The sequence below is a fragment of the Burkholderia sp. COPS genome (assembly GCF_019425585.1).
Classification (GTDB): Bacteria; Pseudomonadota; Gammaproteobacteria; order Burkholderiales; family Burkholderiaceae; genus Burkholderia; species Burkholderia cepacia.
In genome coordinates, this window is record NZ_WIXR01000019.1 from 310,528 (window position 1) to 323,431 (window position 12,904).

The 12,904-nt window shown below is 58.0% G+C and carries 15 protein-coding genes and 1 pseudogene; 3 read left to right on the forward strand and 13 right to left on the reverse strand.

Features of this window, described 5'->3' with window-relative positions; all coding sequences use genetic code 11:
• Positions 1-105: 105 nt before the first annotated feature.
• The 9 genes from FOZ70_RS19795 to FOZ70_RS19835 all read right to left on the reverse strand — a co-directional run bounded on the left by FOZ70_RS19795 (position 106) and on the right by FOZ70_RS19835 (position 6,803).
• Positions 106-1,107: a reverse transcriptase family protein gene (locus FOZ70_RS19795; protein ID WP_219706550.1), complete on the reverse strand. Its 1,002-nt coding sequence runs from the start codon at positions 1,105-1,107 to the stop codon at positions 106-108.
• Positions 1,061-1,390: a helix-turn-helix transcriptional regulator gene (locus tag FOZ70_RS19800; protein WP_151289739.1), complete on the reverse strand. Its 330-nt coding sequence runs from the start codon at positions 1,388-1,390 to the stop codon at positions 1,061-1,063. The genes FOZ70_RS19795 and FOZ70_RS19800 overlap by 47 nt, the downstream gene beginning before the upstream one ends.
• Before the next feature lie 45 nt (positions 1,391-1,435).
• Positions 1,436-1,603 carry a hypothetical protein gene (locus FOZ70_RS19805; protein WP_175904101.1) on the reverse strand — a complete coding sequence of 56 codons (168 nt, stop codon included), beginning with the start codon at positions 1,601-1,603 and terminating at the stop codon, positions 1,436-1,438.
• A 708-nt stretch (positions 1,604-2,311) separates the two neighbouring features.
• On the reverse strand, positions 2,312-3,469 hold the full coding sequence (locus FOZ70_RS19810; RefSeq protein WP_219706551.1) for a sensor histidine kinase: 1,158 nt from the start codon (positions 3,467-3,469) through the stop codon (positions 2,312-2,314).
• A 312-nt stretch (positions 3,470-3,781) separates the two neighbouring features.
• Entirely contained in the window at positions 3,782-4,075 is a 294-nt protein-coding gene (locus FOZ70_RS19815) for a hypothetical protein (RefSeq protein WP_219706552.1), read from the reverse strand.
• A gap of 92 nt (positions 4,076-4,167) precedes the next feature.
• Positions 4,168-4,593 carry a hypothetical protein gene (locus FOZ70_RS19820; protein ID WP_219706553.1) on the reverse strand — a complete coding sequence of 142 codons (426 nt, stop codon included), beginning with the start codon at positions 4,591-4,593 and terminating at the stop codon, positions 4,168-4,170.
• A 312-nt stretch (positions 4,594-4,905) separates the two neighbouring features.
• Positions 4,906-5,247 (reverse strand): DHCW motif cupin fold protein, encoded by a 342-nt coding sequence (locus FOZ70_RS19825; protein WP_219706554.1) that lies wholly within the window; start codon positions 5,245-5,247, stop codon positions 4,906-4,908.
• 330 nt (positions 5,248-5,577) lie between these two features.
• Positions 5,578-6,165, reverse strand: a complete 588-nt coding sequence (locus FOZ70_RS19830; protein WP_059588564.1) for a class I SAM-dependent methyltransferase — start codon at positions 6,163-6,165, stop codon at positions 5,578-5,580.
• 263 nt (positions 6,166-6,428) lie between these two features.
• Positions 6,429-6,803: a nuclear transport factor 2 family protein gene (locus FOZ70_RS19835; RefSeq protein ID WP_048022671.1), complete on the reverse strand. Its 375-nt coding sequence runs from the start codon at positions 6,801-6,803 to the stop codon at positions 6,429-6,431.
• 161 nt (positions 6,804-6,964) lie between these two features.
• Between FOZ70_RS19835 and FOZ70_RS19840 the strand changes: the two genes are divergently transcribed.
• Positions 6,965-7,660 (forward strand): winged helix-turn-helix domain-containing protein, encoded by a 696-nt coding sequence (locus FOZ70_RS19840; RefSeq protein ID WP_060126312.1) that lies wholly within the window; start codon positions 6,965-6,967, stop codon positions 7,658-7,660.
• Positions 7,661-7,818: 158 nt separating this feature from the next.
• On the opposite strand, the pseudogene FOZ70_RS38110 reads toward FOZ70_RS19840, so the two are convergent.
• Together FOZ70_RS38110 and ribA are read right to left on the reverse strand one after the other, a co-directional pair.
• A pseudogene (locus FOZ70_RS38110) lies at positions 7,819-7,977 on the reverse strand (alpha/beta hydrolase); the annotation flags it as partial.
• 221 nt (positions 7,978-8,198) lie between these two features.
• On the reverse strand, positions 8,199-8,849 hold the full coding sequence (gene ribA / locus FOZ70_RS19845; protein ID WP_059484771.1) for a GTP cyclohydrolase II: 651 nt from the start codon (positions 8,847-8,849) through the stop codon (positions 8,199-8,201).
• A 177-nt stretch (positions 8,850-9,026) separates the two neighbouring features.
• Here ribA and FOZ70_RS19850 point away from each other — a divergent pair, with 177 nt between their 5' ends.
• Positions 9,027-9,488, forward strand: coding sequence for a CBS domain-containing protein (locus FOZ70_RS19850; RefSeq protein ID WP_021162297.1), 462 nt, complete (start codon positions 9,027-9,029; stop codon positions 9,486-9,488).
• A gap of 154 nt (positions 9,489-9,642) precedes the next feature.
• Here the strand turns inward: FOZ70_RS19850 and FOZ70_RS19855 are convergent, their stop codons facing one another.
• The gene (locus FOZ70_RS19855; protein WP_027789405.1) at positions 9,643-9,972 is read right to left on the reverse strand and encodes a DUF4148 domain-containing protein; all 330 of its coding nucleotides are present in this window, start codon (positions 9,970-9,972) and stop codon (positions 9,643-9,645) included.
• 512 nt (positions 9,973-10,484) lie between these two features.
• Between FOZ70_RS19855 and FOZ70_RS19860 the strand changes: the two genes are divergently transcribed.
• A complete protein-coding gene (locus FOZ70_RS19860; protein ID WP_021162294.1) occupies positions 10,485-10,883 on the forward strand; it encodes a GreA/GreB family elongation factor in 399 nt (132 codons plus the stop codon).
• Positions 10,884-11,058: 175 nt separating this feature from the next.
• On the opposite strand, the gene FOZ70_RS19865 is transcribed toward FOZ70_RS19860, so the two are convergent.
• Complete coding sequence (locus FOZ70_RS19865) at positions 11,059-12,183, reverse strand: porin (protein WP_021162293.1); 1,125 nt, start codon at positions 12,181-12,183, stop codon at positions 11,059-11,061.
• Between the last annotated feature and the right edge of the window lie 721 nt (positions 12,184-12,904).

Consider the following 12,904-nt stretch of genomic DNA (forward strand, 5'->3'; position numbering starts at 1 on the left):
TAAACGGACAGTCTGACGGACTTTCTTGCGCCCGCATGGTCCCATTGATGAGCGGGTCAGCAAGCTTTTTGGGGGCAGCGCCACGCGTAGGCAAGAGCAAATCCGTTATCGCCTTGGCGCGTAGGAGCGACGCAATATCTTAAGCTTTCCTCTGATCGAGTCCACCCAAGGACGAAACGTTTTATCTAGGTACGCCGCCTCGCCAGCAAGGCCCATCAGTTTTTCGGTAAGCGCGATGCGTTCGACAAGATCTGTCGCGCCGTCTATGGCTGTCTCGATGCGCCGTCCCTTGAGGCGTCGCTCGTGGGGAACGCTGACTGAGCCATCTTCAACTACCACGCCAGTGACGATTCCTGCCTGGCCTCCGCAATAGAAGCGAGTCTTGTGCTCCTTGATGCGATGACCGTGTCGACGAGCAATGCGCGCAATCTCGCTTGCAAAACCACGTCGAACGTTCACACCCGAAAACGTAACGTCGTCGACGTAACACGTGAACGTGAACTTGTGCTTCGCTGCTACCGCAGCCATCTCATCGAACATTGGCCGGTTGCAATGGAAAGACAAGAGAGAACTTGCAGGGCTACCCGTCGCTAGCACGCCGCGCCACGTCAGCAATTTCGCCATGAGCCTTGAAACGTCTGGTGCGCACTTCAAGTCATTGCGGAAGAAATCGAACACTCGAGATTCACGTGTCGAAGGGTAAAAATCCGCGATATCCATCGTAAGGATAGATACGCCGCGCTCCGCATGCTCGAGCGCATTTGTTCGATACGAAACCCCCTTTACTGCCGAATGAAGATATGCGGGTACGCGAACAAATTTGAGCAACTTGGCGACTCTCTCGTGGACTTTCTTCAGCGCCGTCTTGGGCTCCTGAATGTCTCGTCGTCTCCGATGATGTCGTGCAAATGGGTCGACATCTTCTTTCTGGAAGAGCTTGTAATTGTCAGTGCGTCGAGACAGTTCCAGGAGCTTGTCTAAGCTGACACCCAAGACTTTCGAGAGGCGCGCAGGCGACCCGACGCGAAACAGGTGGCTTTGATCAATGTCATAGCGCTCACTATGATTTCTTCTTGCTAGAAGCTTCGCCGATGCGTTTACGGGCATTCTTATTCTCCACCCATTGAAGCAACGAAATCACTTGGCTAGCAGCCATCTTGCGTAGCTTGTCCGTCGGTTTCGGATCGTCTAGATTTTCCGCAAAAAACATTAACGATGAAACGGGGATGCCGAACTCCGCCGAGTATTTCTGTAGCAGCTCCAAAGTAGGCTGCTTCTTGCCTGATTCGATTTCTGAGACGTATGAATTGGATACGCCGAGCTCCGTGCACAGTTGAGATTGCGAAAGGTCGTGGTACACACGGACTAGTCGAAGCGCCTCGCCTAACATGGCAGCCCTCCCATAAGATCGAGTGAAAATAAGGGGGTAAGCCCTTTACGAATGTCCTCCCAGCTTAAGCAGGTAGGCAATCAGCTTGTCTACTGCATTAAACAGGTGGTACAGCACCGTGCAGAGCCGAAGAATCACTCGGATGAGCACGATCCACTTAGAGAGCTTCGAATCGGACGGGCACTGATCTGCAGCTTGTTTCAGTTTTTGCATTTACAACTCCAAAGAATGACCTTCACTACTACGTCGTGAGCACCATGCGCACAACAGTGACGGCCTCTCGCACATCTTTGGATAGCAAAAACGCGGAGTGAACAGTGCCTTGTCCCCCACCTACCTCACCGGGTTCCGTTCTCGCGGAACCCGCCTATCCCGACGCGTCCAGAAGGACATGAACGGGCAAACATTAGAGAGTTGCCTCCCCACGAGGCTCGCGCCCCAACAACACGAGATAAAGTCTCCGCTAGCTGCTGTCAGGAACTATACGGCTCCCTCTCGCAAGAGTCAAATATTTTTCTCTGTCAGCGAAATTTGTTCGGGCGAATTGTCGTGGTGCTGGTGGTAGCGGCATCCCACTTATGTCTGTAGTGCCCTGCCGCATCCATTCCCGTGTTACTTCTGAGGAGGGCCGAATACCCGCACAGCCTTGAACGTCCGCTTCGGGAAGCACGACGATCCTCACGAATTTGGTTGAATGGCCGAAACTGGCGGTGGTAGCCGCCGATCGTAATCTCCGGCGACTGGCCGAACGGCGAACTTCAACCGATCCCGTGCAAGCCGCTGGTAATCTCGGGCAGCCAAAGCAGCTTTTCTCGGTCACATGAGCACGCACCCCACCGCAGCACCTGCAACCGTCACCCCAATGAGGCATCAGTACCAGCGCCTTATCTGACAACGGGAAAGTGCGAAAGCTACGCCGCGCTATTGCGGCTCAACACGGGCTCCCGGATGCTCACTTTGTGTGCCCCTTGGCAGATGCACCGCGAATACCGTTGCTGTGTGATCGGACCGCGCCTCAATTCGCCCGTGATGGGCTTTAGCAATCTCGCTGGCGATGTACAAGCCGAGCCCCAGTCCGACATCCTCATCGCTTCTTTCCGATCTGTCGACTCCACGCTGAAGCGGGTCGAAGATACGGTCGAGCACGAGCGGATCGATGGCAACCCCGCCATTCTCCACCTCGATATGCACCTCAGTATTGTCCGACGTCGCCGCCACCCGCACCGGGGTATCGGGCGCGCCATACTTGACGGCGTTGCTCACCAGATTACTCAGGAGTTGCTGCAGTCGCTGATAATCCCAGTCTCCCCGCAGGTCGCCGCTCGCGTCGACCTTGATCTCGCGATTCGGATGAACTGCCTGCAATTCATCGACTACATTCGCGAGGACCTGAGCGAGATCCATATTGCGAGGAACAACGCCGATGCCTAACCCGAGCTGAGTCCGATTGAAATCGCAGAGATCGTCAAGGAGAGCCTGCATGCGGCCACCACTTCTGATCAGCCGGGCTGCGGCGTCCGATATTTCCTCGCCCGCATTGAGCGCCGCCAGATATGTGGCCGTTAACTGAATGGCCTGCAGCGGCGTGCGCATGTCGTGACCCAGCATACCCAGCAACAGGTCGCGAGCCTGCTCGACCTGCGCGGTAAAAAAAGCGACCGATTCTGCGAGCGCCTGATCTATCGCCTCATTGAAGCGAATCATATCGTCCAGGTGTGGTGCGCTCGGCTGGCACTCATCGATCCACAAGCGCAGCACGCTGGCACGCAGAGCCCGATATTCGGCCGCTAACTGGTTGATGTCGAAGCCTCGCCGAGCGCGCAGGACGGCATGCGTCTGCGCCGCCGTCTCCTCGGCGTTCGTCGGTTCGGGAGCGCGCCCAAGCGATTTTTCGCGTTGCGCTTCCCTCGTTTGCGGGCTACGCAGGTCCTTGACCACGGCCTCCAAGATCTGGCGTGCGTGGTCGCGGAGCCCGCGCGAGTCCATGCTTCGTGCGGCCGGTAGCAGCGTGGCAGCGAACGCTTCCCACTGCACCAGAATCGGTTCCATGTTCCGAACGATGAAATCGGCTAGACGCATGTCGCCCCACATAACGGATGAACGGTGGATGCTTCTGTCGCTCCGCGACGATATCACGTGAATACCGGCGATCGAAGGCTATTACATCAGAAGCTGCGCATAATCCCGCCCGAGGGCACGCCATGGTTTCCAGTCAATGGCACTGGGAAACTGGACTTTCAAAGCAACTTTTCCCGGTTACATGAGCATGTAACCCGCGGCAGCACCTGCCACCGTAACGCCAATGATGCAGGAGTACCTGCGCCTTAGCTGACAAAGGTTAGCGTAGAAAGCTACGCTGAGACCTACGCGCGCCGCTGTCGAGATCGGCCGTCACGTTCCCTCGAGTTGGCCTTCAGCATCCCAATACGTCCAGTTCTCCGCTTCGGTTCCGTGATCGTAGTCCCCAAGGGCGGCTAGTTGTCCGTTTGGATGGAAATCCTTCCAGGCTCCGTGCTCAACGCCGTGTTCGTAGGTTCCTTCAGACGCGAGAGTGCCGTCCTCTCTGTATTCAACGAAGAGACCGTGCCGAATCCATCGCCGCCCATCAGCAGCCATGTATCTGCTATAGCGATATCTAAGCGCACCGCTTGGATACAAAACTTCCGCGATGTTCAATTCCGCCATTGCGCCCTCCGCTCTGTTCATCTTCGTCAGCCAGCACATCCTAGCGGTACGGCGCGAGGCTGATCCAATGTCCGCGCCCGCCGCAAGGGCCGTCAGGGGCCGTTACCTCCCCAATAAAAATTCGTACAACCACCCAACCGGTTTTGGAGCGTCTTGAACTGAGTGATGACGTTGTTCTGGTTGAACTTCAACACGAGCGTGCACTCGTAGGTGATCGTCTCGTCGACCCAGTGGTCAGTGATAGCCAAACCGCCTGCCGTTTGTTCCATGGTCTGGCCAGCGGCCCTGCGCACCGTACCCAGCGAGGCCGTGTTCCAGTACGCCACCTTCTCACCGTCCTTCGCCTGTGCGTATCCGGCCGGTTGGCCCCATTTCTGGTAGGCCTGACTCATAGGCTTGCCTTCCCATTTGGAGCGGGCAACCATCTCCGGTATGGTCGGAACCACGTTTCCGCATCCTGACATCGGCACAGTCAGTGACAGCGTCAGGACAGTGGTCCATACTCTATTCTTTGTCATGGATTCCTTCCGCGTGGAATAGGTTGGTTGACGAAGCGCGATTATATGTTCGACTCTCGTGGAACAAAACGAAATTGACAACGTTTGCGAAGTAAGGGCGTCATTTCACCGGACATCAGCCAAAGCAACTTTTCCCGGTCACACGAGCATGCAACTCACCGCAGTACCTGCACCCGTCACTCCAATGATGCAGCAGTACCTGCGCCATATCTGAAGCCTCACGAAGCTACGCTGAAACCCACGCCCGCACTTTTATGGACGGGTTGAATCCGCAGCCCAGAACGGTCCTTTGACGTGCTCAATTGCGGCCGCTCAGTCAACGATAAAGAGCTTTGCACCCGTCTTCGTATTGGACCGGTGTGGCTCTGCGTTATCGCCAACCTGGTAACTCATGCCGGCGGTCAAGACGAATTTCCGTCCATCTTCGAGGGTTGTTTCCAGCTCGCCTTCGAGGCAGAAAAGGACGTGCCCTTTTTGACACCAATGGTCCGCTAGATAGCCAGGTGTATATTCCACCATCCGCACTCGGATTTGGTTCGGCTTTTCACCGAAAAAACGTGTGCGCCAATAAGCTATTCCAGTTTCCCCTCTGTGCTCCGTCGCCTCGACTTCGACCCAGTTGGTCGTGCCGAAGGCAAATGCGTCCATTTTCATACGGGTATTCCCTCGTCAAAAATTAGTCTCGTGCGCATAAGCTAATCGGCCATCGTGCTTCGTACTTCGCTACCGCATTCCGACGGCATGGCGCAAAGGGAGATTGTTATGCGATCACTGAACTTATCGCTCACGAACTACGTGGAAATGTCGAAGATCCCTTCATGGCCGAGCTGTGCCCGATGCGGTCGGATATGGCGCATGTGTTGACAGTTCGATCCGCCGCGGGCCTGTTGTTCAACCGTTGGCATCAACGGCATGCAGAATTGCAAGGGCAGACGAAAGACCTGCGCCATATTGACTGCCGATTCCAATACTCGGCGAGTGCGTCTATGCCTTCCTAGCAATGATGCGCCGGACAGCTTTACCCGACGAAGGACTCGCCACTTGCTCATCCAAAACAACAGCGGCGTCAGACAGGGCTTCAAAAACCAGCGAAGGATCGAAAGCAGCGTAGAGCCGTCCGTGCTCGTCCCGCCGGTCGCTTCCCTCGGTGACGCGCCAGCTCAAGTACAGGGTGCCACCCGGTTCGGTGATGTGCAGGAGCTTGCGAACCGAAGGCACTATCCGTTCAGCTTGTAGGTGCATAACAACCGTTTCACACAGTACATTTTGGAAACTGCCTTCTGCGATGCCCTCAAGCTCTGGTAGAGCGGCAACCTGAAACTCGACGTCGGGATGGCGTCGTCGAGCTTCTCGCAACAAACCCGTTGAGGGCTCAAAGCCCACGGTCGGGAAACCATGTGCGGTCAGCCAGGCAGCATCGCGTCCGCTGCCACAGCCGACGTCCGCCGTGCGTCCCGGACGGAAGTACTTCCGTATCAGCGCGTGCAAGTCTGCCGCTGAAGGCTGCTCCTCCCAGTCTTTTGCAAACGCGGCGGAATTTTCGTCGTATGCGCTAAGGGTTCTGATGTCCATGGATTTGTTTGGATGCGATGCCCGGTGTTTCATCAACGCGGCAATAGACGGGGAACGCTATGGCGCGGGCCAGCCACATCCGTACACAGTGGGTGCTAACCGCGCCAGGTCCGTCACCATCAATTGATTGCCATCTAACCGTGCTCCAGAAGCATGGAGTTATTGGCGCGAGTACTCCACGATCTGATTGTCGCCGATCGGCCACAATAACTCGTTCGACAACTGGCTTGCGGCGAGATTCGAGCTAGCTGCGACCTTCTCTTCTAGGCCATGATCGTCTCAGCGTGATGAAAGATTTTTGCCACAATCATCCAACGCCCGTCGAACTTCAGCAGATTGAGGTTATCGACGAAGATCTTCTCGAAGATGCGAACGCGAACCTGTGCAAACGCAATCTCCGGAGACAGGATACCAATCTGCAGAATTTCGTCCACGCGCGGTTGCAACATGCTCTTCGGCGGCTTGCGGGTAGCAATCTCCGAGCGATACTGGGCGAATGGGCGAAGGTTGAACTCCCCGTCTTTCATCGTGAAAAGCGAACTGGTCGGGTGAAATATTAAGTCAAATTTCTCCAGATCGCATTCATACATAACATCGAAGTAAAGTTGCAGAGCCTCTTGAATGTTGGCAATTTCCATGTCACGCACCCTTCCTGTATGAGTGAAACGTTGTTTCTTGTACCCGGTATAACCTCAATCCTGCGGGGATTCGGCCCAGCTTGAGGCGGGCGAGTCTGCATTGGACGGCGGTGTTAGTATCCGCGAATCAGCCTCGACAACGTTTCATCAGACGGTGAACTATGGACGATACGCCGGATATTCCACGGGTTGCCAAACTCCTAGCTGACGTAGCACGCACCAGGATCGTGTGGACATTGATCGATGGTTCAGTTCGTGCCGCGGGCGAGTTGGCCCATCAAGCGGGCATCTCGGCACAATCGTGCAGCGGACATTTGATGAAGCTGGTCGATGGCGGCCTGCTGGCCGTCGAGGCACAGGGGCGTCATCGCTATTTTCGGATCGCCAACGCCGAGGTAGCCTGCATGATCGAGAGCATGGCCGCCCTCGCTTCGGGAACGGAGCTCGGCCTGCCGCAGTCCCTTTCGTCTGCGCGTTCGTCGACCGAGGCATTCATGCATGCCCGAACCTGCTACGACCACTTGGCCGGGGAGATCGCGGTGGGCGTACTTGCCTCCATGCAGAAGGCGCGTTGGTTGCGACGGAAGGATAGCGAACTGATCGCCACTCGGCTCGGCGAGCATCAGCTGCGCGCGCTTGGCGTTGACTTTGATTCTGCGCGAGATGAGCGTCGCGTGTTTGCACGCTCCTGTGCAGATCTTACGCAACGGCGCCCCCATCTCGGCGGTGCACTGGGCGCGCACATGCTCAACCTCTACATCGGTCAAAGCTGGATCGTGCGCTCACCCAAATCCCGTCTCGTCAGCGTCACGCCAAAGGGAAACGAGATGTTTCGCAGACTCCTGGAACTCGCATGAGTTTTTTGTACTGTCATATTGTTTACGGTTCCGCAATCCGTGTGCAGTGAGCGAAACCGGCCGGACCGAGTCAGACGATCTGACGCTGTCCGTTTGATCAAACCTCGCTTTCTACACCAGATTACTTAGTCGGATAACTCCATGCGGAGGCGAGCGGCGAGCTTCACCTGACGCATCCGGTCGTCAATGGGGGATTTATATCGGTAGATCCAGGAGCGACGGCTCTCGCTGGCCTGAAAGCGGAGTCCCGGGAATCCGTCAAAGGTCATGTGCTGGCCGGCAGGCAGCTTGCTCGCGGTTCGTGCGTCGAATCTCATCAGCGGTCGGCGTAGGTTTTTGTTGTGGGCCGGGACCGCAGCGTAGCTTTTCGGTCTGGCGCAGGAAAATGTTACGCCAGAGCGCCAAGTTTTCGCCTATTTCGTCAAGTGCAGACAAGGCACCTGACAAACGCAACTTTCGGCTCAAACCCTTTACCATAAAGGCTTCGAGGTGCGAAAGCCAGATGGAGCAAGGGGCTCCGCAGAGCCCCTTGTTTCCGTTACTCGTTTTCTTCGAAGTAATGCCCGAACTTCGTCTGCTTCGTGCGGATATAACGCTCGTTTTCCTCGCGCACCGGCACCGCAAGCGCCACGCGTTCGCAGACGGGAATACCGTGCTTCGCGAGCGTGTCGAACTTCGCCGGGTTGTTGCTCATCAGCCGCACCGACGTCACGCCGAGGATCCGGAGGATCGCGGCGGCGGAGTCGTATTCACGGGCATCGTCGGGCAGGCCGAGGTCGAGGTTCGCCTCGACGGTGTCGCGCCCCTGCTCCTGCAGCGCGTAAGCGCGAATCTTGTTGCTCAGGCCGATCCCGCGCCCTTCATGCCCGCGCAGATACAGCAGCACGCCGCGGTCTTCGGCCGCGATGTAGCGCAATGCGAGATCGAGTTGCTCGCCGCAGTCGCAGCGGTACGAGCCGAACACGTCGCCGGTCAGGCATTCGGAATGCAGCCGCGTCAGCACGGACTGCTCGCCGGCGACGTCGCCCATCACGAGCGCGAGATGTTCGGCATCGCTGCCCGATACGCGGAAAGCGTACGACTTGAACGTACCGTAGCGTGTGGGCAGCGACGCGGTGGCGACGAGCGTCACGCACTCGTCGGCCTGGCCATTGCCCGGCGTGGGCGATTGTGGACGCGAAGACATCATGAATTCAATCGAAACGTTCAGGAATGTAGGAGTTGTGTGGATAGTGCGTGACGGGAGTTTACCGCTAATCTGGAATCGTCACGCGACTGCCGCCACCTGCGCGGCTATACTGGGCTCGTCGGGTGACACGCATCACGCCCTGCCTGCCCAGCATCGACCTGCACACGGAGAAAGCGAATGAGCACGACTGTCGCGCAGATTCTCAAGGCCAAGCCGGATTCGGGCCGCACCATCTATACCGTCACGAAGACCGATCTCGTCTACGACGCCATCAAGCTGATGGCCGAAAAGGGCATCGGCGCGCTGCTGGTCGTGGACGGCGACGACATAGCAGGCATCGTCACCGAGCGCGATTACGCGCGCAAGGTCGTCCTGCAGGATCGCTCGTCGAAAGCCACCCGCGTCGAGGAAATCATGACGGCGAAGGTGCGCTACGTCGAACCGTCGCAATCCACCGACGAGTGCATGGCGCTGATGACCGAACACCGGATGCGCCACCTGCCCGTCCTCGACGGCGGCAAGCTGGTCGGCCTCATCTCGATCGGCGACCTCGTCAAGAGCGTGATTGCCGATCAGCAGTTCACGATCAGCCAGCTCGAACACTATATCCACGGCACGCCTGCGGTTACGTCCGCCTGACCCGCCCCAGCAAAAAAGGCCCAAACGCGTGAGCGTCTGGGCGGAAAGCCGCCGGAATGCGGCGACGGAGGTTCTGCTCCTGCGGGCGAATGACGCGCTCAACTGGCGCGCGTCTCGCCGATTAAGCTGTGCGCTCGGGCAGACCCGGCGGTGTTCAGTTCCCGAAGTAGACCGAGTTCACGGGGTTCGGTGCTTCACGCGTCATGCGGCGGCCGGCTTGCCCGGCGCCCGTTGCCACGGCACCGTAGCCGCTCGTATCGGCTTGCGCGAGCATCGGCTGGTTCGGTTGAATGCGTTGTTCGGCGGCCTGGATGTTGTCCGGATACTGCGAATCGCTCGCCAGCGGCTTGTAGCCGTTCTGTTCGAGTTGCACGAGCTCGGCCTTGACCTGGTCGCGGGTCAAACCCTGCTCGGACTGTGCAAACGATGCGATCGGGGCGGCAAGGACGGATGCGGCGATGGCTGCGTAGATGATCGACTTCATGATTTACCTCCGGAATATGTTCTCTTATGACGTCGCCTCGGCAGGACTGTCTGAAGCGATTGAATGCAGTGTAGTTCTCGCATTCCCAAGGGGAAACCCTTAGTTTGAACAAACAGCGTTGCGATTTCGACAAAAATAGCCGATCGTTTTCGGGCGATATCGCGGCAACTTGCTTCAGCAGCACAACAATCGCTGACGAACTGCTGACGACCAGATCACATATACCGAAGGTTGTGTTGTAGAATCGTAAGGTTTTATTCGCCAGTCGATATTCCATCCACCATGTACGCGCTCACGCCTCTTTCGGTTTCGCCGTCCGGCCCGGCCGGCGTGCGCGCGCGCGCCGGCCATCCGGCGCATCCCCTCGCTCGACGCACGGCCCAGGCGCCGCTCGCCCCTGCCCGGCGCCTGATCTGACGGCTCGGCCTCCTCCCGGAGCCAGGTCAGACAGGCTCCGGGCGATCCTCACAGGCACGCCACGCCTGCCCCTGCCGATCATTTGGAGAACAGCCATGAAACAACGCCTTTACCAGTTGACCGAACTCGACGTTGCCCGCCTCGAGAAGCACGCCGAACACAACCCGCGCTTCCAGACGATGCTCGACACGCTGCTCGAGCGCGCCGACATCGTCCAGCCCGATGCCATCAAGGCGAACGTCGTCACGATGAATTCGCAAATCACGCTGCTTGACGAAGCGTCCCAGGAACAGGCCACCTGGACGATTGTTTATCCGGACGCCGCCAATCTCGAACTGGGCCGCCTGAACGTCTTCTCGCCCGTCGGTATGGCACTGCTAGGCACCCAACGCGGCCAGATGGTCAAGGTGATGCAGCCGAGCGGTGCCGAAAAGCTGATGAAGGTCGCCGCGATCGTGTTCCAGCCGGAAGCCAACGGCGAATACACGCGCTGAGCCGTATGCAGCGGGTATTGCCCCGCAACGGCGCACAACGAGAAAAGCGAGGCACGGGCCTCGCTTTTTTGCATCCGGACGATGCCAATCGCCGACATCTCGTTCCACAGACGAAAAAAAGGCGCCCGAAGGCGCCTTTTTCGATGCTGCGAAGCGGGTTACCCCGCCGTCACGCTTAGAAGCGGTGACGCAGACCAACCGTTGCTGCGGTTTGGTTGATCGACGAGCTCGGCAGGTTGTTGCTGAAGCTGTCGCCGTTGTAGATCGATGCGCCAACGCCGTTCTTCGCTGCACGCTGGTACACAGCTTGAGCGTAGACATCCGTGCGCTTCGACAGTGCGTAGTCAGCTTGCAGGCCGAACTGGTTCCAGTGCGTGCTGCCGTTGTTGATCTTCGCGTTCGTGTACGTGTAAGCAGCACCCAGGCCGAGAGCCGGCGTCAGGTTGTACTTTGCGTTGACTTCGTAGTTGTCGGTGCGGACCGAACCCAGGCTACCAACTGCATTGTTGTCGAGGCGCGCTTGCGTCCATGCTGCGCCGACTTGTGCCGGACCGAATGCATAACCAGCAGCAGCACCGTACGTGCGGACGCGGCCTTGGCTAGCGATGCCACCGATCGCCGACGACGTTGCGCCGTTTGCGTTCGTACCGTCACCCAGGTTCGCTTGCGAGTAAGCTGCTGCCAGCTTCAGGCCTTGGAACTGGTATGCAGCACCCGCGCTGTATGCACGGTTGTTGCCGAAGTTCGTGTTGTTCGAGAACGAGTACGTGCCGCCGAATTGCAGGCCAGCGTAGTTTGCGCTCGTGAACTTGATCGTGTTGTTCTGTGCGACGTCGCCGTTCGTGCTCAGACGGTCAAGGTTCAGCGGGTGCGCGAAGTACGTGCCGCCCCACGAGCCCGTTGCCGTCAGCGGTGCCAGGTAGTCTTGCGTTGCGTCGTACTGCTTACCCAGCGTAACCGTGCCGTACTGGCTCGACAGGCCGACGAAAGCTTGACGGTTGAACATGCCGCCGTTGCCGTTCGCGAACTTGCCGTTACCGATGTTGAAGCCGCTTTCCAACGTGAAGATTGCCTTCAGGCCGCCACCCAGGTCTTCCGAGCCACGCAGGCCGAAACGGCTCTGGTCAATGCCCGAACCCATCGCCCAACGCGACTTGCCAGCTTGGCCCAGTGCCGGCTGGACGTTGCTCGTGTAGGTGATGCCTGCGTCCAGCACGCCGTACAGCGTGACGCTGCTTTGCGCGTGAGCGACGGTTGCGAACGATGCTGCAGCTGCTGCAACGATCAGAGTCTTGTTCATTCGTGGAGCTCCCTTCTAAAAAGAGGCAGGTCTCGCGACCTTGTTCATAAACGGTCTGCAACCGCCCGGGAGCGCCATCGATCCTGCTGGCCGCGCCCGGATAGTTGCCCGTTTGGGAACCGTGAGTTTAGGGGTGTACCCTAGGGGAGCGATCCGCAAATAAAGAAATAAGCTTTTCCAGAACTAGAAATAATGAAAGTGGGGCCGAGTTATAAGTATTTGTTTTGACGTTTGTTTTTGACTTCTTGACGGGGGCTTTTTGAAGGCTTTCATCGCACCATTCTTTCATGTCATCGTCTTGACGGTTGCATAGAAACAACAAACGGATTCGGTGCGGCACCCCGAAATCGGCAAATTTTACTCGATCCGATCTCGAATTTCGGGCTCCGAGCGCCTAAAACACATCCGTCAGCCGGTAAACAGGACGCGACATTCGTGCAGCGCGGGCAACATCCGTCGTCAGCCGCAGAAAAACAGGGAGACCGGCCTCCGCCCGCTGGCGGTTCGCCCGCCTGCCGTGACACACGGTAACAGCCTTGACCGCGCGCGTAACCCGCCCGGCGGACCGGCCGGCTAATGTAAGGCAGCCTCGAATACTGAACAGGACACGCCATGAATCGACGCTCCTGGTTGCGCGCCATCGGATTGACCGCCGCCTTCGTCGGCACCGGCGGCTGGCTCCGTGCCGCCTCGGCCCAACCCGTGCCGCCCCCGCCGCCCG

Bases quoted from the DNA above. Each gene is read 5' to 3' on its own strand.
- FOZ70_RS19820 (WP_219706553.1), bottom strand. From the start codon at position 4,593: ATGACAAAGAATAGAGTATGGACCACTGTCCTGACGCTGTCACTGACT.
- FOZ70_RS19810 (WP_219706551.1), bottom strand. From the start codon at position 3,469: ATGCGTCTAGCCGATTTCATCGTTCGGAACATGGAACCGATTCTGGTG.
- FOZ70_RS19815 (WP_219706552.1), bottom strand. From the start codon at position 4,075: ATGGCGGAATTGAACATCGCGGAAGTTTTGTATCCAAGCGGTGCGCTT.
- FOZ70_RS19860 (WP_021162294.1), top strand. From the start codon at position 10,485: ATGAAACAACGCCTTTACCAGTTGACCGAACTCGACGTTGCCCGCCTC.
- ribA (WP_059484771.1), bottom strand. From the start codon at position 8,849: ATGATGTCTTCGCGTCCACAATCGCCCACGCCGGGCAATGGCCAGGCC.
- FOZ70_RS19850 (WP_021162297.1), top strand. From the start codon at position 9,027: ATGAGCACGACTGTCGCGCAGATTCTCAAGGCCAAGCCGGATTCGGGC.
- FOZ70_RS19835 (WP_048022671.1), bottom strand. From the start codon at position 6,803: ATGGAAATTGCCAACATTCAAGAGGCTCTGCAACTTTACTTCGATGTT.
- FOZ70_RS19840 (WP_060126312.1), top strand. From the start codon at position 6,965: ATGGACGATACGCCGGATATTCCACGGGTTGCCAAACTCCTAGCTGAC.
- FOZ70_RS19825 (WP_219706554.1), bottom strand. From the start codon at position 5,247: ATGAAAATGGACGCATTTGCCTTCGGCACGACCAACTGGGTCGAAGTC.
- FOZ70_RS19830 (WP_059588564.1), bottom strand. From the start codon at position 6,165: ATGGACATCAGAACCCTTAGCGCATACGACGAAAATTCCGCCGCGTTT.
- FOZ70_RS19855 (WP_027789405.1), bottom strand. From the start codon at position 9,972: ATGAAGTCGATCATCTACGCAGCCATCGCCGCATCCGTCCTTGCCGCC.
- FOZ70_RS19795 (WP_219706550.1), bottom strand. From the start codon at position 1,107: ATGCCCGTAAACGCATCGGCGAAGCTTCTAGCAAGAAGAAATCATAGT.
- FOZ70_RS19800 (WP_151289739.1), bottom strand. From the start codon at position 1,390: ATGTTAGGCGAGGCGCTTCGACTAGTCCGTGTGTACCACGACCTTTCG.
- FOZ70_RS19865 (WP_021162293.1), bottom strand. From the start codon at position 12,183: ATGAACAAGACTCTGATCGTTGCAGCAGCTGCAGCATCGTTCGCAACC.
- FOZ70_RS19805 (WP_175904101.1), bottom strand. From the start codon at position 1,603: ATGCAAAAACTGAAACAAGCTGCAGATCAGTGCCCGTCCGATTCGAAG.